Origin of the sequence: Streptomyces sp. SirexAA-E, assembly GCF_000177195.2 — a bacterium.
GTDB lineage: Bacteria > Actinomycetota > Actinomycetes > Streptomycetales > Streptomycetaceae > Streptomyces > Streptomyces flavovirens.
In genome coordinates this window covers 4,696,129-4,718,134 of the sequence record NC_015953.1, presented here as the reverse complement: position 1 = coordinate 4,718,134, position 22,006 = coordinate 4,696,129, and the positions used below count along the sequence as shown (strand labels likewise).

The following is a 22,006-nucleotide window of genomic DNA, read 5'->3' as shown; positions in this document are numbered from 1 at the left end:
CTCAGGGCGGTCCCGGCCCCAGCAGGGTCCACGCCCCGTATCCGGCGGAGGCGAGCGCCAGGACGGTGAGCACTCCGGCCGTCCTGGCGGTGGTCCGCAGCCGGAGCAGGGCGAGCGCCGGCGGGAGGAGCAGCGGGAAGGCGGGCATCATCAGCCGGGGCCGGGACCCGAAGTACCCGGAGCCGATCAGCGAGACCACGACGACCGCGATGCCGTACACGAGCAGGGGCAGCGGCTGCCGCTGCCGTACGCACAGGACCACCAGCCACCCCAGCAGCCCCAGCGCGGTGCAGAGGCCGAGGGCGGCGGGCAGGGGCAGTCGGGCGATGAAGGCGGCCAGGGCCCGGCCGCCGTCGATGCTGTTGCCCCATTCGGCCTGGACCTCGAAGTAGGCGAACGCTCCGCCCTCGCGCACGGCGACGAACACCACGTACGCGAGCCAGCCCAGCGGGGCGAGGCAGACACCGAGCAGCATGCGGGCCCGCCGGCGCGGGAGGCCCGGGCGGGCGCCGGACCGGTACTCCCGTACGAGGGCGACGGCCGCGGTGACGGCGAGCGCGGCGATGAGGGCCGCCGCCGAGGGCCGGGTCAGCCCCGCGAGGACGCTCAGCACCCCGGCCACGACCCAGCGGTCCCGCAGCACCGCGTACAGCGCCCAGGCGGCGAGGGCGGTGAACAGGGTCTCGGTGTACGCCATCGACTGGACGAACGCCGTCGGGTACGCCCCCCACAGCGCGGCCAGCACCACCCCGGCCCGCCGTCCGTGCAGCCGCGCCCCGACGGCGTACACCCCCCAGGCGGCGCACAGCCCGGCCAGCCACGCGAGGGCGATCCCGGCGTCCCGCACGGTGAGCGGGGTCACCGCGGCGAGGGACCGTTCCAGGGCGGGCAGCAGCGGGAAGAACGCCAGGTCGGGGTGGAGGGTGCCGTCGGGGAGGGTGGCGGTGTAGCCGTAGCCGTTCTCGGCGATCCGCTGGTACCAGACGGAGTCCCAGCGCCCGCCGAGCAGGTGCCAGGCGTCCTTCCCGGCGGCCGAAGCCCAGACCTGGAGGACGACCAGCCCCACGGCCCTCACCGCCGCGTACGCCGCGAGGGCGGGGGCCGCGGCGGCGAGCGCGGCCCTGGCCCGGAGCCGCACGCCCGCGGGGCGGGGCGGTGCTCCGGAGGCCGGCCGGGGCAGGGTCTGGTTGTCGGGCATGGGCCCGATTATGACGACAGGGGTACGCCGGTCCACGCGGCGGGCAGTACCTCGCCGACCGGCCCGTGCCGCACACAGCGGCCGCCGTCGAACAGCGCGGCCTCCTCGGTCAGCGCCCGCACCGCGGGCAGGTCGTGGCTGACGAACAGCAGCGCGGTACGGGCGGGGGCGAGCAGGCGGGGCAGCGCGTCCATGACCCGCTGCCGGGAGACGGTGTCCAGCGCCGACGTCACCTCGTCGCACACCAGCAGGGCCGGGTGCGCCGTCAGCGCCCGTACCAGGGCGCAGCGCTGGAGCTGGCCGCCCGAGAGTCGGTCCGGGGTCCGGTGCAGCAGTTCCTCGTCGAGCCCCAGCACGCCGGCGGCCGTCCTCGCCTCGTCCGTCGCCTCCGCCTCCGGCAGGCCGCGCAGCAACCGCGCGGTGTCCGCGAGCTGCCCGAGGACCGGACGGTGCGCCTCGAAGGAATCGGCGCTGCTCTGGTGCACGTACTGGACGGCGCGGCGCTGGGCGGCCGTGCGCCGGTCGATGCGGCGGGGCAGCGGTCGGCCGTCGGACCGTACGTCGCCCAGGGTCGGTGCGGTCAGCCCGGCCAGCACCCGGGCGAAGGTCGTCTTGCCCGAGCCGGAGGGGCCGAGCAGCGCGGTCCTGCTGCCGGGCCGGAACTCCAGCGACACGGGTCCGGTGAGCGGGTCGCCGGCCCGTCGGCGTACGACGATCCCCGTGGCGGTGACCCCGCCGCCCTCCGGAGCCGGGGCGGCCGTGTCCGGGGCCGCGTCGCCGTCGGGGCGGGTGCCGTGTTCCGCCGCGAGCAGTTCCCTGGTGGCCCGGTGGCGGGAGGGGGCGGGCCCGGGGCCGACGGTGCGGAGGACGTCCGCCGCGGGCCCGCCGTCCACGGCCCGGCCGTGTTCCAGCACGACGGCCCGATCGGCCGTCTCCCGCACCAGCCGCAGGTCGTGGCTGAGCAGCAGCACGCCCGTGCCCCCGTCCGCGAGCGCCCGTACCGTGCGGCCCAGGGCATGGGCGAGCGCCGGGTCCAGGCCGCTCGTCGGCTCGTCCAGCACCAGCAGCCGGGCCCCCGTCACCAGCGCGGAGGCGAGGGCCAGCCGCTGTTGCTGGCCGCCGGAGAGCTGGTGCGGGAAGCGGCGGCGGACGGTCTCCCACTCCAGGCCGGCCAGGGTCAGGGCCCGGCGGGCGGCGGCCTTACGGGCGCGCCGGTCCGGATGTCCGAGGGCGGCCAGCTCCGTCAGCGTGCCGCCGGCCCGGCGGATCGGGTCGAGCACCGTCTCCGGGTGCTGGGGCAGGTGCGCGGCCCGGCCCGCCCGGGCCCCGGGACGCCGGGAGGGCGGCAGGAGCAGCAGGTCCGTGTCGCCCAGGAGGACGCGTCCGGCGAGCCGTACACCGCTCCGGGAGGCGCCGAGCGCGGCCAGGCCGAGGGTGGTCTTGCCGCTGCCCGAGGGACCGACGACGGCGGTGACGGTGCCTGCGGGGACGGTCAGTGCGACCCGGTCCAGCAGGGGCCGCCGGGCGCCGTCGGCGTACGCGGAGATCTCCTGGACGTCCAGCAGCGGGCTGTCGGCCGTGCCGGTCACCGGCCCCTCCTCGCGCGTGCGAGAGTGCGGTCCACGAGCAGGTTGCCGCCGACGCACAGCGCGGTCAGCAGACCGGCGGGCACCAGCACCGCGGCGGGCTGGGTGAACAGGGCGTCGCTGTTACGCTCGATGAGCACCGCCCAGTCCGGCGAGGACGCGGGCAGTCCGAGGCCGAGGAAGTTGGCGGACGCCAGCAGGTAGAGCACCACGGAGAACCGGCCGCCCGCGTCGGTGGCCAGCGGGGCGGCCAGCTGCCGTGCCAGGTGCCGGAGATGGATGTAGGCCCAGCCGCGGCCCTGCATCCTCAGCGCCTCGACGACCGTCCGGGAACCCGGTGCGAGCGCGGCCCCGCGTACCAGCCGTGCGACGGCCGGGATCTGGAGGACCCCGGCGACCGCCACCAGCCAGTACCGGTCGCGGTGTCCCGTCGCGGCCAGGGTCATCAGCACCAGCAGCCCGGGGAAGGCGAGCAGCAGGTCGAGCCCCCGCATCACCGCCTCGTCGAGGCCGCGCCGCGGGCCCGCCGCCAGCAGCCCCAGCGGCACCCCCGCGGCCATGCCGACCGCCAGGGCGGCCAGGGCACTGCCCAGCACCGAGGCGCCGCCGTGCAGGACGAGCCAGAGCACGTCACGGCCCAGGACGTCCGTACCGAGCGGATGCCCCGCACCGGGCGGCCGCGACGGCAGCGCGCCCTCGGCCGAGGGCTCGCCCCCTGCCGCCCACGGGCCCAGCAGAGCGGCGAGCACCGGCACACCGAGCAGGACCAGGGCGGCCCATGGGCGGCGGGACCGTCCGATGCGCACGGCGTCGGCCGCCTCACGTGCCTTCGCGGCATCGGCCGTCCCCCGTGCCTTCTCGGCATCGGCCGTCTCTCGTACCTTCGCGGGGCCGGCCGTCCCCTGTGCCCTCACGCCGTCGGCCGTCCCTCGTACCTTCGCGGGGCCGGCCGTCCCCTGTGCCCTCACGCCGTCGTCCTCCTCCCGTACCTTCACGCCGTCATCTCCCGGCGCGGTGCCAGCCGGTGGGCGGCCAGGTCGCCGATGAGGTTCACCGCGACGGCGGTGCCCGCGAACAGCAGCGCGTACGTCTGCACCTGGGGCAGGTCCCGGTTCTGCACCGCCTCGACGAAGCCGTCGCCCAGCCCGCGGAAGCCGAACACCGCCTCCACCAGCACGGCACCGCCCAGCAGCCCCTCCACGCAGCGGGCGAACTGCTGCGCGGCGGGTCCCAGGGCCCCGGGCAGCACATGGCGCAGCACCACCGTCCGTTCCCGCACCCCCAGCAGCCGCAGATGCGCGGCGACGGCGCCGTGTCGCCCGGCCGCCACCCCGGCGCGGATCTGCCGTGCCAGGTCACAGAGGTGACGAGCCGTCAGTACGGTGACCGGCAGCACCAGCACCGCCGGCTGCGCCAGCAGCGCCTCCGTGTCCATGCCGATGGCGGTGGCCGGCAGCAGTCCGGCCGCCAGTGACACCGAGGCCACCAGCAGCAGCCCGAGTACGAACTCGGGGACGGCGTGCAGCACGACGGTCGCCGCGTTCAGCGTCCGGTCCAGACGGCTGCCCTCCCGGAGTCCGGACACCGTGCCCAGCAGCGGTGCCAGTACCGTGACCAGCACCAGCGCCGGCACGCCCAGCAGCAGCGTCACGCCGATGCGGCGCCCGATGTCGTCGCCCACGGGCAGACCGGTCGTCAGGGAGTTCCCGAGGTGGCCGGTGAACAGGCCGCCGAGCCAGTGCCCGAAGCGGGACCAGGCCGGCTCGTCCAGCCCCAGCCGCGTGCGGAGCGCCGCCACCTGTTCGGGCGTGCCGAGTTCGCCGCGCAGCACATCGGCCGTGTCGCCGGGCAGCAGCGCACCGACGGCGAACACGGCGACCAGGACGACCAGGCACTGGAGGACCGCCAGCAGGGAGCGCCGCAGGAGGTACGCACGCACGTCAGCCGACGCGGACCCGGTCGAACCGGGCCCAGTCGTGCGAGTTCGGCGGTGCGGCGCGCAGGCCTTCGACGGAGGGGCCGATGGCGTCGTTGGCGTCGGAGAACGCCCACACCAGCAGCCCGGACCCGTCCCGGGCGATCTTCTGGGCCCGGGTGAGCAGCGCAAGCCGGTCCTGCTCGTCGCGGGTGGTGCGGGCGCGGTCCAGGAGCGCGTCGAACTCCTTGGACGCGTACTGCGTCTGGTTGCGGGCCGCTCCACCGCGGACCCGTTGCTGGAGGAAGTCGGACACGGGCAGGGTCGAGGTGGTGTTGTAGGCGGCGACGCCCTTGGTCTTGATCTCGCTGAAATAGGTGCTGGAGGCGCGGGTGTTGGCGGTCAGCTTCAGCCCGACCTCGGCCAGCTGGCGTGCCATCAGGTCGGCGGCCGGCTCCCACGCGGCGTCGACGGAGCTGGTCTCCACGGTGATGCGCAGCCCCCGCGCACCGGCCTCCTTCACCAGTTTCCGCGCCTCGTCCACGTCACGCTCGCGGGGTGCCAGGTCCTCCGGGTAGCCGCGCAGGCCCATCCCGAACAGGTCGTTGCCGACCTCGCCGTGTCCGGCCAGCGCGACCCGGACGAGCGCCTCCCGGTCGATCCCCAGCTGCACGGCCCGCACCAGCCGCGGGTCGTCGAACGGCTTGCGGCCGATGCGCAGCAGCAGCTGCTGAGCGGTGGCCCGCCGCGCGGTCAGCAGCCGGGTCGAGCCCTCCTTCTTCAGCCGCTCCACGGAGGCGCCGGCCATGTCGGCGGCGTAGTGGACCTGTCCGGACAGCAGGGCGTTGAGCCGCGCTGACTCCTCGTTCGCGGGGACGATCTCCAGCTCGGCTATGTGCGGGGCGCCGTCCCAGTGGTCGGCCCAGCGCCGGTAGCGGGCGGTGCCGCCGGGGGTGAAGGAGACGTAGGTGAAGGGCCCGGAGCCGACGGGCTCACGGAAGTCCTTCGTCCCGTCGGGGATGATCTCGGTGCCGGGGCCGGCGAGGACGGTGGGGAACTCGAAGTCGGGGGCTTTCAGCACGAGGACGAGGGAGCGTTCGCCGTCCGCCCTGGAGGCGTCGAAGTCGATCGCCGAGAGCAGGACCTGCGAAGGGGAACCGGTGGCGGGGTCGGCGGCCCGGCGGTAGCTGTAGAGGACGTCCTTCGCGGTGACCGGTGCCCCGTCGTGGAACGCGGCCGTACGCAGACGTATGCGCCACCGGGTGCCGGAGGTGTCGCTCTCCCAGGACTCGGCGAGCCGCGCACGGACGGACATGTCGTCCGCGTACGTGCCGAGTGTGTCGTACAGGGCCTTGGCGCGGGCCTGGTCGACGAAGTTCGGGGCGACGTGGGGGTCGAGGGTCTCCTGCGAACCGCCGGCCGTGAAGGCGGCGCGGAAACGGTCGCCGCCTCCGCCGTCCTTGCTGTCCCCGCCGCAACCCGCGAGCAGGCCGGACGCGGCCAGCGCCAGGGCGCCTCCGGCGGCCAGCACGCTCCGCCTGCCGGGTTCCGCGCGATTGCCGAGCTCCGGCCGACGGGGCGGCTCCGTCCGGGCATGCGTCGTCACAGTCGATCCTCTCCGGGGTTTCCTCGCCCCTGCTGTCGGACCGGCGACGGGTCAGTCTCCTGGCTCCCGGATCGTCGCTCTCCTCCGCCTTCCCGTCCGCGGCTGCGGACGGTGGCATGCGGGAGGACCGCTCCCCGGTCACAGTGGCGGGACCGCGCCGGACTCGCACCGGCTTCCTGATCCCCGTCGCCTCGTGCGCCCATTGTGGCGCACGGGCCGGGAGGGGCCGGACCCGGTGCTCGTGCGCGGCTGTACCTCCGGGCTCACCCCGCGGCGGGGTGTCAGACGCTGAGAGCCGCGCTCCCGAAGACACGCCAGGGCGACCGGTCCACGGATTCCAGCGCGGCGAGCTGCGGGTGCCGGGCTGCGATGTCCTCCCGTACGGCGACGGCGTCGGGCCAGCCGTCCAGGAGCGCCGTCCCGGCGACGACCAGGCCGTCCCAGTCGGCGCCGGTGCTCACACCCGTACGGTCGAGGACGAACCCGATGCACAGGACGGACGCCCGCCCGACGGTGAGCCGGATGGCCCGTACGGCTCGCTCCCGCTCCGGTACGGGGAGTCCGCCGAGCCCGAACTCGACTGCCACGGCGCGGTCCCCCGCCCGCCGTATCCGCATCAGCACGTCCAGGTCGGGGCGGACCCACAGGCGCACCCCGACCGCGGGGAGCCGTTCCAGCCCGGACAGGGAGAGGAACTGCTCCCGCGTCACCACGGACCGGGTCCCGCCCGTGCCCTTCGGCGAGGAGGGGTCGTGGCTGTCGAGCAGGACGCGCCCGGTGACCGGGTGCGCGATCCGCAGGCCCGCCGCTTCGAGGTCGGCGAGCAGGGTCAGGGCGTCCGCCCGGGTCCAGCCCAGGTGGTACGAGTGGAAGAAGCCGGGACCCATCGGAACGCCTCACCCCATCTCCGCGCGCACACGCCGTCCGGCACCGGTTCGCCGGTTCGCCGATTCACCGATTCACCGATTCACCGATTCACCGATTCACCGATTCACCGATTCACCGATTCACCGATTCACCGGCGAGCGTACGCAGGAGCCCCTCGCGGGTGCGTGGGCCCAGGGGCCCATCGGCGGCCCCAACCGTCCCGCCGGGAGGGCAAGGCGGGACCGGGGCTTCTACCCGACGGGCGTCGATGCCGTGACGAGGACGAAGAGCACGACCGGCTCCTCCTGGTCCATCTGCCCGACGCCGACCCCGACCTCGCGCCCGTCCACGTGCCAGACCTGTAGGTCGCCGTAGTACCCCAGCTCGAAGAGCCCCGCACAGAACGGGGGTACCGGCGTGCCCTCCTCGTCCTGTTCGGCGTACGCGTCCAGGGCGAGCGGGCGGTGCGGCCCCCAGCGCTCGTCCAGCGCGAGGACCACACCCCAGCGTTCGGTCTCGAACGCCTCGTACGCCGCGCCCACGTTCTCACCGTCGTCCCCGGCGGCGTAGAAGTCCTGGCTGGTCCGGAGGGCGACGATCGCGTAGTCCTGACCGGCGGCCGAGCGGCCCGGATCCGCGCAGCCCGCCCACGGAGGCGTGTACGGGCCCGTGCGCAGAGCCTCGATCGCCGCGACGTCACCGCTGACCCTGGCCGTGAACTCCGGGGCCCCGCTCACCACGTGGGCCGCGGTGCCGGTACGGGCAGGGGTTCCAGCGCGCCCGCGTCGGTGAGGATCCGGTGCGCGGCCATGACCGCTTCCGTGGAGTGCCCGGCGTTCAGCACCAGCCCGCCGTCCGCCGTGGCGTGACGCGGGCCGGGCAGCTCCTCGGGCACGAGGGCGGCTCGGTTCGCGGAGAGGTACGTCGACCAGCCGCAGCGCGGCTGCGAGTTACGGAGGCCGAAGGCGGCCTTGACCGTGCGGAACAGCTCGCGGTCGTACGTCAGCCCCGTGTCCGGCTCCCAGCACTCGGCGAAGGCGGCGAGTGCCTCGGGCAACCGGTCGCTGAACGGTGCGGCCGAGCCGGCTCCCACCGCCGATCCGAGCTCCGGCGCCGGGAACAGCTGCAGCGTCGCGGTGAACGGCGTGTACTCGTCGCTGCCTCCGCCCTTGGCCCTGACGTACGCGTATCCGCCGTCCGGCCACCGTCCGACGACGGCGGCCGACCAGCCGATGATGTCGGCGTCCTCCTCCGGTCCTCCGGCCTCGACGACGGCGGCGAAGTCCTCGGCCTTCTCCGGGACGAGGTCACCCACGCCCCCGCCGTCCACGTCCCGGCGCCAGACGACGGGCTTCCCGGCCGACAGCTCCGTCAGCCGGCCGAGCGTCGCCGTCCAGCGTTCCGCCAGTTCCAGGGGGGACTCGGGGCGGGGGCCCCAGGACACCTTCACTACCAATTCGCCGGACATGCGCGTCTCTCCGCCCTCGTGCGTCCGCTGCCACTACTTCTCTACCGCAGTGTGCTTCACGATCACGTCCACGTCCGCGTCGTCGAACGCTTTCTGTGCCGCGTCGGCGACCTTCTTGTTGGAGAAGTTCCATTCGACCGGCTTGCCCCCGGCGGCACGCAGCTGGCGCTGTGCCTGCTCGACGAACTTCGCCGCCTGTCCCGGTTCGAGGGTGCCGTCGGCGCGCACCTTCCTGCCGTAGCCGAACTTGGCCTCCTTGTACGTCTGGGTCGCGGAGTCCCAGCCGTCGAAGTCGACGTCCCGGCCGGTACGCGGGTCCTTCACCGCGTACTCCTTGCCCCGCTTCACCCCGGAGACCTGCTCCTGGTAGCGCATCCAGCGCTCCGTGCCGGGCCAGTACGCCACGGACTTCTTCGACTTCCACTGTCCGTCACCCAGGTCCTTGGAGCCCTTCCGCGGGTTCTTCAGGTCGCCGTGCCAGGAAGGCTTCGACCACTTCGCGACCTTCTTGCGGCTGGCCTCCTTGGCTGCCGCCTTGGCCGCCTCGGCGTCCTTCTTCGCCTGCTCGGCGGCTTCGACCTCCTCCTTGCTGACCCCGTCGCACTCCTTCGCGGCGAAGAGGGCGACCGGGGTGCCGTTGACGCGGTACGCCACGGTGGTGCGCGCCGCGGCGTTGAGACCGCCGGAGTACACGGGTGGCGGCTGCCCGCCGCCGGAACCGGAGGGGATCCGCTGCCCGCCGCCGGAGCCGAGGGGGATCCGCTGCCCGCCGAGCGGTCCGGAACTGATCAGGCAGCCCTTGTCGGCCAGCTTCTCGGCCGCGTCGTCGGCGTGCCGCTGGGCTTCGTCCGCGGCCTTCCTCGCCCCGGCCACGTCGCCCTTCTCGGCGGCCTTGCGCGCCCGCTCGGAGGCCTTGCCCGCTTTCTGGGCGGCCTCCCCGAGCTTGCCGAGCTTCCCCAGCTTGCCGAGCTTCCCCAGCTTGCCGAGTTTGCCCAGCTTCTGGGCGACCTTGGCCTCGCCGTATCCGGGGATGATGAGCGAGCCGATGTTCCAGACGGTGCCGGTGACGGCCCGGGTCTTCTGGCCGTTGTTCCACTGGTCCTTGATCTCGTCGCCGATGAACATGTCGTCCAGGACGGTGAGCCCGGTGTCCACCGAGGCCCCGCCCCAGTCGGTCAAGGCGTCCCAGTAGTCGCCCTTGGCCCACTTCTCACCGGCGTTCTTCGTCCCCTCCGACCACGCGTCGCCCAGGGAGCTCCCGTAGTCCTTCAGCCCGTTCCAGGTGCCGGGAAGATCGGTGACCGTGTCCCAGATACCGGTGAGGTCGCCCCAGACCCCGTCGACGAAGAGGCCGCCTCCGACCTGCGAGATCTGGTCGCCGGCGCACGAGAAGAACGCGCCGAAACCGGAGAAGCACCCTTCGTCGTCCCCGTCGCCGGCCTCCGCCTCGTCGTCCTCCCAGCCCGGCTCGTCCTCGGCGGCCTCGTTCCGGTCCTCGTCGGTCTCCTCCCACAGGCTGCTGACGGGGTCGGTCTCCGTGCCGCCGGTGCCGCCACCGGCGTCTCCTGTGCTGCCTGTGCCTCCCGTGCTGCCTGCGCCCCCTGTGCTGCCGCCGGTGCCTTCGCCGCCGCCCGACGCACCCCCGTCCAAGCCGCCGGACGACGGCCCGCCGGTGTCCGCACCCCCGCCGCTCGTACCCGCGCTGCCCGAGTCACCGCCGCCGGTGGTCCCGCCGTCCTCACCGCCGTCGGCCGCATCGCCGCCGGCCTCCGCCACCTCGGTCCCGTCCCCCGTACCGGGACACGCGCTGCCGGTCACCGCGCAGACGGCGGACCGGAAGCCGTCGGCCACCTGCCCTCCGACACCGCTCAGCAGGAGGGCCAGGATGATGGCCACCACCAGGGTGAGCAGACCGACGTACTCCACCGTCGACTGGCCCCGGTCCCGGCGCCACGTGATCATCCGGGACAGTGAGAACCGGGGCGGTTCGTGGACCTCGCGCTCGCGTACGTCCAGGCGGAACCACTGACGGCTCTCCACCCGGCTCAGGAAGAGCAGGATCACCAGCGGCAGGAACATCTGCGTGAACCCGCGCAGGGAGCCGTCCCGCAGGCTGGAGAACGCACCGAGCAACAGCCACGCCTGGACGCCGACGAGTCCGCGCCACACCCACACCCCGCCGGTCCACGCCCTGCGGGCCAGGACCCAGCCGGTGACGCCGGGCGCGGCACCGTACAGCGCGAGCGCGAGCAGGGTGCCGTCCAGGGCGTCGACACTCGCCGCCGTCAGGAGCAGGCCCACACCACCGAGGACCGTGACGGCGAACAGGATGTGGACGAGGACGCGGGACACGCGCAGCAGTTGCGGCATCTCCCGGCGCCCGGCAACAGGCGGCTGCCAGGAACCGCCGAAATCAGAAGTGGACCCCACGGTGGACATCGCCGACCTCAACTCGCGTCACAACACCGCCGATTGGGTCATCACCGTAGAACGCCGAGGGGGCCGGACGCCTGGGCCCACGGGCCCAATCGGGACCCAGCCGGCCCTCCACCGAGTCGCGGGACTTCATCCGCGCCGTCTCACGTCACCTCTGCGGAACTGCGTCGTGGCTGGCATCGACTGACCAAGACCCCTGTTGCGGTGAGGCAGGACCACCTGCTCCGGTCCGCGACAGCCAGAAGCCCGCCCCTGCCGACACGGCGGGACGGGCTTCTCGTGTTCGCGGGGGTCACCCCTGGGAGCCCTCCGTCCTCTGGAATGAGACCTCCACACGGCGATTCTTCTTGCGGCCTTCTTCGGAGCTGTTGTCGGCGATCGGGTACTGCTCGCCGTAGCCCCGGATCTCGAACGTGATGCCGGTGCCGGCCAGCGACGCGTCCAGGACGTTGTGCACGGCCTCCGCGCGCTCCTTGGAGAGGACGTCCCCGTGCTCGGAGGAGCCCAGGTTGTCGGTGAACCCGAAGACCCGGACCTTCTTGGCGTCCTGATTCTTGATCTCGGCGGCGATGGCGTTGATGCGGCTGTTCGCGTCGGAGCTCAGCTTCGCGCTGTCCTTGCCGAAGAGGACTTCGGCCTGCAGGGCGAACTTGATGTCGGCGTTGGTGTCCTCGCGCCGTTCCTCGCCACCCAGATCCTCGACCACGGATTTGATGTCGAGGACTTTGGGAGGGGCGAGGGTCGCACCCTCGGGCAGTTTCAGGTCCGAGTCGTTGGCGTCGACCTCGACAGGCGGTTCCGCCGATGCAGAGGGGTAAGGACTGTCATCGGCGACGGCCTGCGGGATGTCTCCACCCCCGATTGCGAGTGCACTGACCACAACGGTCAGCGCCACTCGGGTCTTCGCTCTCCGAGCAGAGGCGGCGGCACCCATCAGGAGATCTCAATCGTTGCGTTCGGGAATCCCGGGAACTGGAGGTCCACCTGCGAAGTGGAGTTCGGCGGGGAAGGGAACTGCGCGAAGAAATTCATACTCTTCCCGGCCTCGATACTCGAAGTGTACTTGCTCGTGGTGAGCGGCCGGTTGTCCGTATCGCGCAGTACGTAGTAGCGCTTCTTCCCCGCGGAGTCCACCAGCGTCATGCCCGCCAGCGAGGGGCCGGTACTACTGACAGCCTGCTCGGGACCGCTCCACTCCAGCGGAGTGGTAAACCCTTCACCACTTGCATTCTTGAAGTCCCCACTGACGGTGAGGAACCCTCCACTGTCGCGCTTGGCCGAATAAACGACCATTTCGATGCCCTTGTCGTTCTTGAGTGTAGCGAGCGTCTCACTCCTGTCCGGCAGCGTCTCGCCTTCAGGAGCTTCCACCCCTTCGTCCTTCGCGGTGCCTGACGAGGCGGCCGGCGCTTTGGCCTCTCCACCGTCGTCTCCGCCACATGCGGCAACGGAGAACACCAGCGTCGATACCAGGAGGGCGGCAGCCCAAGCCCGGCGCACATTCCTCACGTGCCGGTTGTCCATGCGAAATCCTTTGCGTTCATTCGTCGGTCAGTCTTGAGCCAGTCGAGCGGTGAACAGGTCGGCCATGTCGGGCACGAGGTCGAGATGCTCGGGGTCGATGACCCAGTCCTTCATGTCGTCGCACACGAGCTTGCCGGGAGACGGCTTCTCCTCGTCATCCGCCTCGCCGGGATCAAGCGGAGGATCATCCGCTTCCTCATTAGGACGGAATACACAGCGGGGCTCGACCACGGCCACGGCCGTGGCCGTGGCACGCTTCCCCTCCACGCCCGGAACCAGGCCGGCACTCATCCCTTTGTTCGATTCAACCTCGACCCTGAATCCCCAACGGTTCGATTCCATCGAGCACTGCACGTGCCCGGCGTCATTCCGCGCAGCAAACCTTTGGGCCTGCCCACAACCGCTGTAAGTCCCCAGGAAATCTCCGCTGAAAATCTCCTGGAGGTAAGAACCGTCGAGAAGGTTGCTCATCAGCGCTTCCCTGAGTGCGTCGCGCGACTCCTGTGCCGCTGCCAGGGCGGCGGCGTCGGCCGCGCTCTGAGCGCCGTTGCGTTTGACGTCAGCTTCACCGAACGCAAAGAAGATCAACGCAAGAAAGAGCAGGCCTGCCACCGCTGTGATGTACAGCGGGGCGGCCTGCCCGGACTCGCGGTGAGTCCGCGAACTCACTTGTTGAGCACCGAGTTGATCTTCTCCTTGAACTTGTTGCCGATGGTGGTACCCATGTCGGTGCTCAGCAGCGCCACCACGATCGCCACCACGAGGATGGTGATGCCCACGTACTCGATCGCGCCCTGGCCCTTGTCCCGGCGGCGCTGCATGTGCGCGACGGTGGTCTTCGCCCAGCTGTTGACGTAAACCTGCGTCGTGGCGGCGGCCTTCAGGGTGATGTTCGACATGGTGGTCCCCTCCGAGTTCGGCCGACCGGAGACCGGCCGACGCTGCTGCGTACGTCTTCGTGCCGTCCGCGCTTCCGGCTTCCTCCTGGCCGGTCTCGCCTTCGACAGGAGAAACGTACGTCGAAGCCGCCCCCGTGCACATGGGCCTCCGGACCCAACTCCGGGCCCATCGCGCCAGTTGGGTCTTCCGGCCCAGGGTGCGGTCAGCCATGTCCCGTCGACCCCCCGGACGACAGGCGGTGCCACAGGGCGATGGCCTCGCCCCGGCTGCCGGCGTTCAACTTGGCGAAGATGCGGTTGATGTGGTTCTTGACGGTCTTCTGGCTGATGAAACAGGTGGCCGCGATCTGCTGGTTCGTCATGCCGGATGCGATCAGACCCATCACTTCCCTCTCCCGTTCACTCAGCTCGTCGACCAGGCCCCAGGCCGCCGGCACGGAAGTACCAGAGCTCGAATGTGCCACAGAAGGTTGCGCGAGCGAAGGGTTTTGAGCGAACTGCGACGGTGCCGGATTCGCCCCGGCACGCGCTGCCTGCGGGGTCGGTGCCAATGCGGAGTTTGCCCGGTCCTGCGTGATGTGTGCGGATGCAGATGCCGGGCCCGGTAACGGAGCAGGCCGATGGCCCTGGCCGGTGAAGGCCGTGCCGAGGCCTTCCGGGAGGTCCGGGACGGCCGGGGTGACGGGCCCGGCGCCCCGTACCGACTCCAGGAGCGCGGTGGAGGCCGAGTACGTGAAGTGGGCCCGGCCCTCCTTCGTGTCCCGCACCGCCGCTACCAGCTCGTCCGCGGTGAACTCGCCGTGCACGAGGTAGCCGCCGGCCCCGAGCCGCAGGGCCTCGTGGACGATCTCGCTCTCGCGGCTGTACGTCATCATCAGCACCGGAGCGATCCGGACCAGGTGGGGCAGTGCCGAGATGCCGTCGACACCGGGCATGCGCACGTCCAGCAGGATCACGTCCGGGCGCTGCCGGACGGCCATGTCGTAGGCCTCACGGCCGTCACCGGCCTCCGCCACGACGTCTATGTCCTCGCGCCCCTGAAGCAGGACCGTCAGTCCCGCGCGGACCACCGGGTTGTCGTCCGCCACCACCACGCGGAGCGGCACGGGGGGAGGCATCGGGGCGGGCCCGGGTAAGGGCGGGAACTCCCCGGACGGTACCGGCGGCGGTACCGATGCCGATGCCGGTACCGGTACCGGTACCGGCGGCGCGACGGACGGGGAGACGGACGGTGCGGCACCTGAGGTGGGGTGCGAGCTGAGTGAGCTGGGGTGGGAGGACGTGTGCTGCGAGGCGTGCGGGCGCTGGGTCCACTGCTCGCCGGCGGTACGGGAGTTGTCGACCGGCATGGTGCGGGCCTCCTCTCTCGGAGGTGGGGACGGTGGTGTGACGGCGGACGTCTCGAGGTCAGTCGCGGCTCCGGGAACGCTGCCCCGGGATCCGTCCGAGCGGGGGCGGACGGCCGGGGGACGTGGGCGGGGCGGGTGGTGCCAGGCCCATGGCGGCGAGGGAGAGGTCGAGGCGCACCTCGGTCCCCCGGGCCGCCTTGCCCCGGCCGATCCGGATGCGAGCGCCGACGGAGGCGGCGCGTTCGACCATGCCGACGAGGCCGAAGTGCCCGGCCTTCTTCAGGCCGGCCAGCGAGGTGCCCGCGGGTAGCCCCTCGCCGTCGTCGTAGACGCTGATGCGCACCACGTCGCGGACGAGCCCGGCGGAGACCGCCACATAGTTCGGGTGCGCGTGGCGGTGGGCGTTCTCCATGGCCTCGGTGGCGATCGTGAGCGCGTGCCGGGCCACGGCGGGCGGGATGAGCGGTACCGGGCCCGTGCCCAGCCGGCTGAAGCCCGCCTTGACGCCGTACCGGCGGGCGAAGTCGGCGGTACGCGCCTCCAGCTCGTCCAGCACGTCCACGCCACCGTCGAGCCCGGACTCCCGGCGGAGGTCGGACAGCAGTTCGCGGGACTCGGCGGCGGCCCGGCGGGCGGACCGTGCGACCAGTTCCGCCTGGTGCTTCACGGTGAGCGGGTCCATACGGTCGGCCGTGCCCGCCAGTCCGTCGGCGGCGAGGGCGAGCCCGTGCAGGGTCTTGGCCACGGAGTCGTGCATCTCCCGGGCGAGCCGGGCCCGCTCCTCCTCCACCGCGCCACTGACCGCGAGGCGGGCCCGGGTCTCGGTCAGTGCCTGGGAGGCCGCGCCGAAGCGGAGGAGCAGCCCGCGCAGACTGTTGCCGACGGCCCCGGCCATGATGCAGAGCCCCACCACCAGCAGTGCCGACGCGTCGGCCTCGGCCTCCTGGCTGACCCCGTACGCGGCTGCCAGCAGCACGGTCTGGAGCACGGCGAAGACCGCCCCGCCGCGCCAGCCGTAGACGAGGCCCGCGAGCAGCGGGGTGCAGACGGTGACGTACGACAGGGTGGAGCCGGGGGTGGCGGCGAAGAGCAGCAGCGCACCGAACAGCATGTCCGCCCCGAGCAGTGTGGGGTGGCGCAGGAGGACCGGCCCGAAGCGCTCCCAGTCCCGCATGAGGATGTACGACACCATGACGGTGACCAGGACCGCGGCCCCCACCAGCCAGCTGCCGAGTTCGTCGTCGACGCCGGTGAGTGCGAAGGGGGCGGCCAGGGCGGTCATGGCGAGCCGGAAGCCGAACAGCTGCCGGCACAGGGCTTGGAGCGCGTTGACCTGGATGGGCAGGGCGGGGACGTGGCCGGGCGTGCCGACCGGCGTGGCGGCGTCGGGGCCGCCGGTCAGCGCGGGGCCGGTCGGTCGTGGTCCCATGGTTCTCTCCCCCTCTCGTCCCTCGCTGCCGGTCGGGCGCCTGGCGGTGTCGCTCCCGGGTGGTACGTCAGGTCCCGGGTGGTGTTCGCTCCCGGGTGGTACGTCAGGCCCCGGGTGGTGCGTCAGGTCCCGAAGACGTCGCCGATGTTGACGTCGGCCGCGTAGTAGAAGCCGACGGCGATGAGGATCATCGTTCCGGGGAGCATGAAGCTGGTGACGATGAGCGTGGCCTTCGGCACGGCCTTGGCGGCTTTCCGGCGGGCGTTCTGGGCGTCGGTGCGCCGCATGTCGTTCGCGATCTGGATGAGGGTGTCGACGATGGGCGCGCCGAGCTCCTCGCCCTGCTGGAGGGCGGAGACGAACATGGACACCTGTTCCGACTCGTTGCGCTTGCGCAGCTGGTCGAAGGCCTCGCGTCGGCTCACGCCCATGTCCATCTGGCGCAGGGTGATGCGCAGTTCGTCGGCCCACGGGCCGGAGTACTTCTCGGCGACCCGTTCCAGCGCCTGGCGGAAGCCGAGGCCGGCGGAGACCACGACGGCGAGGACGTCCAGGAAGTCGGGGAGCGTCCGGTCGATGTCGTCCTTGCGGCGACTGATGGCCGACCTGATGATCACATCGGTCCAGAAGTAGCCGTACACCCCGAACAGGACCGCGAGGACCGTCTGACCGTTCATGAGCATGGACAGGGCGGCGATGCCTCCCAGGCCGGTGTAGACGGCCCGGCGCGCCGCGTAGCGGTCGACGGTCATACCGCCGGGGTTCCCGGCCATGTCCAGCTTGCGGCGTACCTTGTCGACCCGCTTGGGCCCCATCATGCGCAGCACCCGGGGTGCGTACCGCATGCCCATCCGGTCGATCGCGGAACCGGTGACCGTGGTGCGGCTGGCGCCGACCTCCAGCGCGACGGCCAGGTCGCCGGGGAGCTCGGCCTCGGCGCGGTACATGCGGATGCCGTGGAAGGCCCCGTAGACGGCGAGTCCGAAGACGGCCGCGATGAGCAGCTCCATGGTGTCGCCCCTTTCCTTGTCGTCGGGCCGTCAGATACGGACGCGGGTAAGCCGGTTGATGAAGAAGAAGCCCGCCGCGTACAGGCCGGCCGCGACGACGACGGCGATCCGGCCCGGTGTGGACCCGGTCATGTCGTCCAGCGCCCCGGCCCGCATCCCGTTGATGATCAGCAGGAAGCCCAGGCCCAGGATCGGCACCGCGACCGCCGTGACCTTCACCTGCGACAGCAGGGTGGTGACCTCGCGCCGGGTCTCCTTGCGCTCCTCCAGCGTCTCGGTGAGGTTGCGCAGGGAGGACACGATCGTGCCGCCGGCCCGGTTGGACAGGATGAGCGTGGAGACCAGCACGGTCAGTTCACGCGAGGGCAGACGTTCGACCAGCTCGTTGAGCGCGTCGTCCAGCGAGTGGCCCACGGCCAGCCGGTCGGCCACCCGGCGGAGCTCCTCCTGGGCCGGGTTGTCCAGCTCCTCCACCGCCATACCGATGGCGGTACGCAGCGCGAGCCCGGCCTGGGTGGCGTTGGCCAGGACGCGGGTCAGCTCCGGCAGCTGGTTGATGAAGGCCTCGGTGCGCTTGCCGCGCTGCCAGTTGAGGAAGGCGTTGCCGCCCCACAGGCCGATGAGTGCGGCGAGCAGACCGAAGAACGGCGCGAAGACCGAGCCGACGACGAAGTACAGGGCGAGCAGGGCGGCCACCACGTAGACGGCGTACTCACCGGGTGTCAGGTCCAGGCCGGTCGAGGCGATCTTGCGCTCGATGCGCTTGCCCAGCGCCGTTCTGCGGAGCCGCCGGTCGATGCCCCGGAAGCGCCGGGTGCGCCCGCCGACGGTGATCTGGCCCGTCTGGGACATCCGGTCGAAGAGGAGTTGCCGCTGCGCCCTGCCCGCCGTGTAGCCGTGCACGCCGAGCACGGCGAACAGGCCGGCGAGCAGCGTGACGCCGATCGTCAGGAGCGGAAGATTATCCATGTCGGGCGGGACCTTCTCGGTGAGCGGCGGGCGGTGGCGGTGGCGGCGGGCGGTACGGGGCGCGGGGGCCTCAGGCGGTGGAGCGGCGCATGACCAGCTGCTCCTCGGACCGGGCGACCCCGAACGCGGCCGGGATGGCCTCGTTCGTCATGTAGAGGCGCTCGGCGACCCGGCGCGGCAGCGGGTAGTACTCGAAGGCACCGTGGACCCGCCCGTCGGGGCCGATCGGGAGGGCCCTGAACCGGCACACGGAGACGATGCGGTAGTCCTCGCGGCCGTGCGAGTCGACGACGGCGATCTCGGTGATCCGCCGGGAGCCGTCGGCGTGGCGGGTCAGCTGGACGATCACGTCGACGGCGCTGTTGATCTGGTCGTGGATCGCGACGAACGGGATCTCGACCTCGGACATGGAGCTGAGGGTCTGCAGACGCATCAGGGCGTCCTCGGCGCTGTTGGCGTGGACCGTGGCGAGCGATCCGTCGTGACCGGTCGACATCGCCTGGAGCATGTCAAGCGTCTCGCCGCCTCGGACCTCACCGACGATGATGCGGTCGGGACGCATGCGCAGGGAGTTGCGGACCAGGTCCCGGATGGTGATCTGGCCCTTGCCCTCGACGTTGGACGGCCTGCTCTCCAGGGTGATCACGTGGGTCTGCTGGAGCTGGAGCTCCGCGGAGTCCTCGATCGTGACGATGCGCTCGCCGTTCGGGATGAGCCCGGACAGCGCGTTGAGAAGGGTGGTCTTGCCGGTGCCGGTCGCCCCGGAGACGATCACGTTGAACTTGGCCCGGACGAGCCCCGCGAGCAGCATCAGCATGTGCTCGTCGAGCGAGCCGAGGCCGATCATCTCCTGGAGCGTGAAGGCCCTCGGGAAGCGCCGGATGGTGAGGATCGGGCCCTTCAGGGAGAGCGGCGGGATGATCACGTTGACGCGCTCGCCCGAGGGCAGGCGCGCGTCGACCATCGGGTTGGCCTCGTCCACGCGCCGGTTGACGGTGGAGACGATGCGCTCGATGGTCTGCATCAGCTGGTCGTTGGAGGAGAAGCGCATCGGGAGGAGTTCCAGGCGCCCGCCGCGCTCGACGTAGACCTGTTCCGGCCCGTTGACCATGATCTCGCTGATGGAGGCGTCTTCGAGCAGCGGTTCCAGGATGCCGAGGCCCAGGGCCTCGTCGACGACCCGCCGGATGAGCTGCGAGCGCTCCACGGAGGAGAGGACCGGGCCCTCACGGCTGATGATGTGGCCGAGCACCCGTTCCAGGCGGGCACGGCGCTCGGCGGCCGCGAGGGCCGACATCTCCGCGAGGTCGATCTCCTCCAGCAGCTTGGCGCGGTAGACCCCGACCAGGCGGCCTTCTTCGCTCACCCCGTTCGCCGGTTCGGGACCGGTGATGCGCGCCCGCAGGCTCATGTCCTCAACTCCCTGATGTGGTGCGGTGGTACGGCGGTCAGTCGCGCGGCATGGTGGCGCTCTTGGTGACCGACCCGAAGCTGAACATGGGGAGCAGGGTGGGGATCGGGACCTTCACGGTGACGGTCATCGCGTCGCCGCTCACGGACGGCGTGAACGACGCGTCGTCCGCGAGCCAGCCGCTCATGGCGGCCCGGCCCGCCTGGTCGTACCTGCCCTCCTGGCCGTCGAACGAGGCGACGCGGGCGGCCGCCCGTGAGGCGGTGCCGGCCTGCTGGGCGGCGTAGACCGCGATGCCGAGCTGGACGACCGCGAGGGCGACGACCAGGAGCAGGACGAGCACACCCACGTACTCGATGGCCGCCTGGCCGCGCTGTCGGGTGGCGGTGCCGGTCGTGGCCGCGGGCCCGCCCCGCCCAGGGCGTGTTTCGGAAGTCCCGCCGGTCCGGCGACGCCTGGCACGCACGCTCGCGGCGTTGTCGGACCCGCCCGTCGGGCGGACGGCGCCGTTTCCGGGACACGCCCTCGTCGGCGTCACCCTCCCGGCCTCTCGACTGCGGCGGCGGCCTCGGCCGGCACCGTGAACGGCAGGTTGAAGGCGCCGGGGAAGAGCAGCGGCACCTTCAGCGCGACCTCGGCCCTCACCATGTCGCCGTCCCGACCGCACGAGAAGTCCGCCGCCCACGAACCCGGCAGGTCCTCGCGCCCCGCCCGTACGCAGGCCGCCTGGCGGCTTCCGTCGGTGGTCGTGGCCGCGCTGACGGCCTTGTCCACCGCGTTGCCCGCGAGGGTGAAGGCGTACCCGATCACGGCGGCCTGCCAGAGCAGGGCGAGCGTGACCAGGATGAGCGGGAGAGTACCGGTGAACTCGATCGCGGCCTGCCCGCGGTCGCCCCGGCAGCCGTGGCGCTCGGCGTGGATCGCGGGCGCGGCGCCGTGCGTGCCGTCCCTCGCCGCGCTTCCCGGGCCGGTCGCCGGCCACGTTCCTGGAAGTCTCATGGTGCAACTGTCCCCCTCGGTCGTACGCCTCCGCTGCCGGTTTCACCGATCGCCTCGCCCGCCCTCGCGCCGTGCCCCGCCCCGTACGTCATCTGCCCCGCCCCCGCCGGCCGCCCACCGCACCGCGGTCGCCCTTGAACCGGCCCTGCTTCTCGGCGGCTTCGGCGCTCCTGACCAGGCCCAGGTCGCCCGCGAGCGACCACAGCGCCTGCTTCACCGTGGACTTGGCCTCCAGGTCCTGCATCCGCCCCGCGTCCACCGCGCCGTGCAGTTCCTTGAAGTTCGCGGGGACGGCGATCCGGGCCACCTTGGTCGCCGTGATCTTCTCGATCAGCGGCGGCTGGATCTCGGTGTTGCGGGTGTGGCGGTTGACGACCGTGACCGTCTCCTCGGCCTTACGGATCTGGAGCCGGTTCCAGAGCCGGACCATGCGCTTGGCGGCCCGTACCGTCACCACGTCCGGGGTGGTGACCAGCAGGGTCCGGTCCGCCATCTCGATCGCGGCGGCGTTGGCGGAGTTCATGTGCGTACCGCAGTCGACGACCACGACCTCGAAGCGGTGCCGGAGCGCGCTGACCGTCTGGCGTACGACGCGGTCGCTGACCTCCTCGCCCCGCTCGCCGTCGCCCGGGGCGAGCAGCAGCGCCATGCCGGTGTCGTGCTCGAACAGAGCGTCCTGGAGGACCCGGGGTGAGATGTCCTGGATGGTGGAGAGGTCCACGATCGACCTGCGGAACTGCACGTCGAGGTAGGAGGCGATGTCCCCGGACTGGAGGTCCAGGTCGACGAGCGCCACCGAGTGCCCGGACGCGTTGGCCGCCAGCGCCAGCTGCACCGCGACGACGGTCGTGCCGACCCCGCCCTTCGCCCCGCTCACCGTCACGACGGTGCCGCCGGGCCCCGTGAAGACCTCGGCGCCCTGCCCCAGGTGACGGCGCACACCGACGGACCAGCCGGCCGCCGCCTGGACCCGCTGGGCGAGTTCCTCGTACGAGAGGGGCAGGCCGACCAGGCCGCGTGCGCCGGAGTCCATCGCCGCCGAGTAGAGCCCGGGGCTCGCGTCGGCGGTGACCAGGACGACCCCGACGGCCGGGAAGCGGAGGGCCACCTCCCGGATCAGTTCGAGGGCGGGTACCGGACCGATCCGTTCGTGGACCAGCACGACCTCCGGCAACTCGTCCAGCGATTCGGCCGCGAGCCCGGCGAGAGTGTCGAGCAGCGAGGTCGAGTCGCCCAGCGGCCCGGCCGGCTCCGCGTCGGGGAGCTGGCTGAGCAGCGTGGTGATGGATCGGGCGGCGTCGGGGTCGCCGACGGCCGGGAGGATTCTGGTGCTCATCCGG

At 72.1% G+C, this 22,006-nt stretch carries 21 protein-coding genes and 1 riboswitch; all 21 genes read right to left on the bottom strand.

Annotation, left to right across the window (positions count from 1 at the left end; genetic code table 11):
- Position 1 precedes the first annotated feature (1 nt).
- Entirely contained in the window at positions 2-1,198 is a 1,197-nt protein-coding gene (locus SACTE_RS21230) for a glycosyltransferase family 39 protein (RefSeq protein WP_014048068.1), read from the bottom strand.
- Positions 1,199-1,206: 8 nt separating this feature from the next.
- The gene (locus SACTE_RS21225; protein WP_014048067.1) at positions 1,207-2,787 is read right to left on the bottom strand and encodes an ATP-binding cassette domain-containing protein; all 1,581 of its coding nucleotides are present in this window, start codon (positions 2,785-2,787) and stop codon (positions 1,207-1,209) included.
- Positions 2,784-3,779: an ABC transporter permease gene (locus SACTE_RS21220; protein WP_014048066.1), complete on the bottom strand. Its 996-nt coding sequence runs from the start codon at positions 3,777-3,779 to the stop codon at positions 2,784-2,786. The genes SACTE_RS21225 and SACTE_RS21220 overlap by 4 nt, the downstream gene beginning before the upstream one ends.
- A complete protein-coding gene (locus tag SACTE_RS21215) occupies positions 3,776-4,723 on the bottom strand; it encodes an ABC transporter permease (RefSeq protein ID WP_014048065.1) in 948 nt (315 codons plus the stop codon). The genes SACTE_RS21220 and SACTE_RS21215 overlap by 4 nt, the downstream gene beginning before the upstream one ends.
- A gap of 1 nt (position 4,724) precedes the next feature.
- Positions 4,725-6,305, bottom strand: a complete 1,581-nt coding sequence (locus tag SACTE_RS21210) for an ABC transporter substrate-binding protein (RefSeq protein WP_014048064.1) — start codon at positions 6,303-6,305, stop codon at positions 4,725-4,727.
- Positions 6,306-6,357: 52 nt separating this feature from the next.
- A riboswitch (cobalamin riboswitch) is annotated at positions 6,358-6,486 on the bottom strand.
- Between the two features lie 100 nt (positions 6,487-6,586).
- On the bottom strand, positions 6,587-7,192 hold the full coding sequence (locus tag SACTE_RS21205) for a hypothetical protein (protein ID WP_014048063.1): 606 nt from the start codon (positions 7,190-7,192) through the stop codon (positions 6,587-6,589).
- A 231-nt stretch (positions 7,193-7,423) separates the two neighbouring features.
- The gene (locus SACTE_RS34405; protein WP_019993809.1) at positions 7,424-7,912 is read right to left on the bottom strand and encodes a hypothetical protein; all 489 of its coding nucleotides are present in this window, start codon (positions 7,910-7,912) and stop codon (positions 7,424-7,426) included.
- Positions 7,906-8,640: a hypothetical protein gene (locus tag SACTE_RS21195; RefSeq protein WP_014048061.1), complete on the bottom strand. Its 735-nt coding sequence runs from the start codon at positions 8,638-8,640 to the stop codon at positions 7,906-7,908. The genes SACTE_RS34405 and SACTE_RS21195 overlap by 7 nt, the downstream gene beginning before the upstream one ends.
- A 33-nt stretch (positions 8,641-8,673) precedes the next feature.
- Positions 8,674-11,079: a Tox-REase-5 domain-containing protein gene (locus SACTE_RS21190; RefSeq protein ID WP_014048060.1), complete on the bottom strand. Its 2,406-nt coding sequence runs from the start codon at positions 11,077-11,079 to the stop codon at positions 8,674-8,676.
- Positions 11,080-11,368: 289 nt separating this feature from the next.
- Positions 11,369-12,010: an OmpA family protein gene (locus tag SACTE_RS21185; protein WP_014048059.1), complete on the bottom strand. Its 642-nt coding sequence runs from the start codon at positions 12,008-12,010 to the stop codon at positions 11,369-11,371.
- The gene (locus tag SACTE_RS21180) at positions 12,010-12,600 is read right to left on the bottom strand and encodes a hypothetical protein (protein ID WP_014048058.1); all 591 of its coding nucleotides are present in this window, start codon (positions 12,598-12,600) and stop codon (positions 12,010-12,012) included. Before SACTE_RS21180 ends, SACTE_RS21185 begins: the two co-directional genes overlap by 1 nt.
- Before the next feature lie 27 nt (positions 12,601-12,627).
- A complete protein-coding gene (locus SACTE_RS21175; RefSeq protein ID WP_014048057.1) occupies positions 12,628-13,269 on the bottom strand; it encodes a pilus assembly protein TadG-related protein in 642 nt (213 codons plus the stop codon).
- The gene (locus tag SACTE_RS21170; RefSeq protein WP_014048056.1) at positions 13,266-13,499 is read right to left on the bottom strand and encodes a hypothetical protein; all 234 of its coding nucleotides are present in this window, start codon (positions 13,497-13,499) and stop codon (positions 13,266-13,268) included. The genes SACTE_RS21175 and SACTE_RS21170 overlap by 4 nt, the downstream gene beginning before the upstream one ends.
- A gap of 203 nt (positions 13,500-13,702) precedes the next feature.
- Positions 13,703-14,848: a response regulator transcription factor gene (locus SACTE_RS21165; protein ID WP_014048055.1), complete on the bottom strand. Its 1,146-nt coding sequence runs from the start codon at positions 14,846-14,848 to the stop codon at positions 13,703-13,705.
- Between the two features lie 58 nt (positions 14,849-14,906).
- On the bottom strand, positions 14,907-16,277 hold the full coding sequence (locus tag SACTE_RS21160; RefSeq protein ID WP_014048054.1) for a histidine kinase: 1,371 nt from the start codon (positions 16,275-16,277) through the stop codon (positions 14,907-14,909).
- A 122-nt stretch (positions 16,278-16,399) separates the two neighbouring features.
- Positions 16,400-17,287, bottom strand: a complete 888-nt coding sequence (locus tag SACTE_RS21155) for a DUF5936 domain-containing protein (RefSeq protein ID WP_014048053.1) — start codon at positions 17,285-17,287, stop codon at positions 16,400-16,402.
- Positions 17,288-17,317: 30 nt separating this feature from the next.
- Positions 17,318-18,256, bottom strand: coding sequence for a type II secretion system F family protein (locus SACTE_RS21150; protein ID WP_014048052.1), 939 nt, complete (start codon positions 18,254-18,256; stop codon positions 17,318-17,320).
- Positions 18,257-18,326: 70 nt separating this feature from the next.
- Positions 18,327-19,667: a CpaF family protein gene (locus tag SACTE_RS21145; protein WP_014048051.1), complete on the bottom strand. Its 1,341-nt coding sequence runs from the start codon at positions 19,665-19,667 to the stop codon at positions 18,327-18,329.
- A 37-nt stretch (positions 19,668-19,704) separates the two neighbouring features.
- On the bottom strand, positions 19,705-20,025 hold the full coding sequence (locus tag SACTE_RS21140) for a TadE/TadG family type IV pilus assembly protein (RefSeq protein WP_050986416.1): 321 nt from the start codon (positions 20,023-20,025) through the stop codon (positions 19,705-19,707).
- 176 nt (positions 20,026-20,201) lie between these two features.
- On the bottom strand, positions 20,202-20,666 hold the full coding sequence (locus tag SACTE_RS21135) for a pilus assembly protein (protein ID WP_014048049.1): 465 nt from the start codon (positions 20,664-20,666) through the stop codon (positions 20,202-20,204).
- An 88-nt stretch (positions 20,667-20,754) separates the two neighbouring features.
- Positions 20,755-22,002: an AAA family ATPase gene (locus SACTE_RS21130; protein ID WP_014048048.1), complete on the bottom strand. Its 1,248-nt coding sequence runs from the start codon at positions 22,000-22,002 to the stop codon at positions 20,755-20,757.
- Positions 22,003-22,006 lie beyond the last annotated feature (4 nt).

What these genes read in the sequence shown, in the direction of transcription:
- SACTE_RS21230 (WP_014048068.1), bottom strand. Translation starts at nt 1,198, where the DNA reads ATGCCCGACAACCAGACCCTGCCCCGGCCGGCCTCCGGAGCACCGCCC.
- SACTE_RS21205 (WP_014048063.1), bottom strand. Translation starts at nt 7,192, where the DNA reads ATGGGTCCCGGCTTCTTCCACTCGTACCACCTGGGCTGGACCCGGGCG.
- SACTE_RS21195 (WP_014048061.1), bottom strand. Translation starts at nt 8,640, where the DNA reads ATGTCCGGCGAATTGGTAGTGAAGGTGTCCTGGGGCCCCCGCCCCGAG.
- SACTE_RS21190 (WP_014048060.1), bottom strand. Translation starts at nt 11,079, where the DNA reads ATGTCCACCGTGGGGTCCACTTCTGATTTCGGCGGTTCCTGGCAGCCG.
- SACTE_RS21185 (WP_014048059.1), bottom strand. Translation starts at nt 12,010, where the DNA reads ATGGGTGCCGCCGCCTCTGCTCGGAGAGCGAAGACCCGAGTGGCGCTG.
- SACTE_RS21180 (WP_014048058.1), bottom strand. Translation starts at nt 12,600, where the DNA reads ATGGACAACCGGCACGTGAGGAATGTGCGCCGGGCTTGGGCTGCCGCC.
- SACTE_RS21170 (WP_014048056.1), bottom strand. Translation starts at nt 13,499, where the DNA reads ATGTCGAACATCACCCTGAAGGCCGCCGCCACGACGCAGGTTTACGTC.
- SACTE_RS21165 (WP_014048055.1), bottom strand. Translation starts at nt 14,848, where the DNA reads ATGCCGGTCGACAACTCCCGTACCGCCGGCGAGCAGTGGACCCAGCGC.
- SACTE_RS21160 (WP_014048054.1), bottom strand. Translation starts at nt 16,277, where the DNA reads ATGGGACCACGACCGACCGGCCCCGCGCTGACCGGCGGCCCCGACGCC.
- SACTE_RS21155 (WP_014048053.1), bottom strand. Translation starts at nt 17,287, where the DNA reads ATGGAGCTGCTCATCGCGGCCGTCTTCGGACTCGCCGTCTACGGGGCC.
- SACTE_RS21150 (WP_014048052.1), bottom strand. Translation starts at nt 18,256, where the DNA reads ATGGATAATCTTCCGCTCCTGACGATCGGCGTCACGCTGCTCGCCGGC.
- SACTE_RS21145 (WP_014048051.1), bottom strand. Translation starts at nt 19,667, where the DNA reads ATGAGCCTGCGGGCGCGCATCACCGGTCCCGAACCGGCGAACGGGGTG.
- SACTE_RS21135 (WP_014048049.1), bottom strand. Translation starts at nt 20,666, where the DNA reads ATGAGACTTCCAGGAACGTGGCCGGCGACCGGCCCGGGAAGCGCGGCG.
- SACTE_RS21130 (WP_014048048.1), bottom strand. Translation starts at nt 22,002, where the DNA reads ATGAGCACCAGAATCCTCCCGGCCGTCGGCGACCCCGACGCCGCCCGA.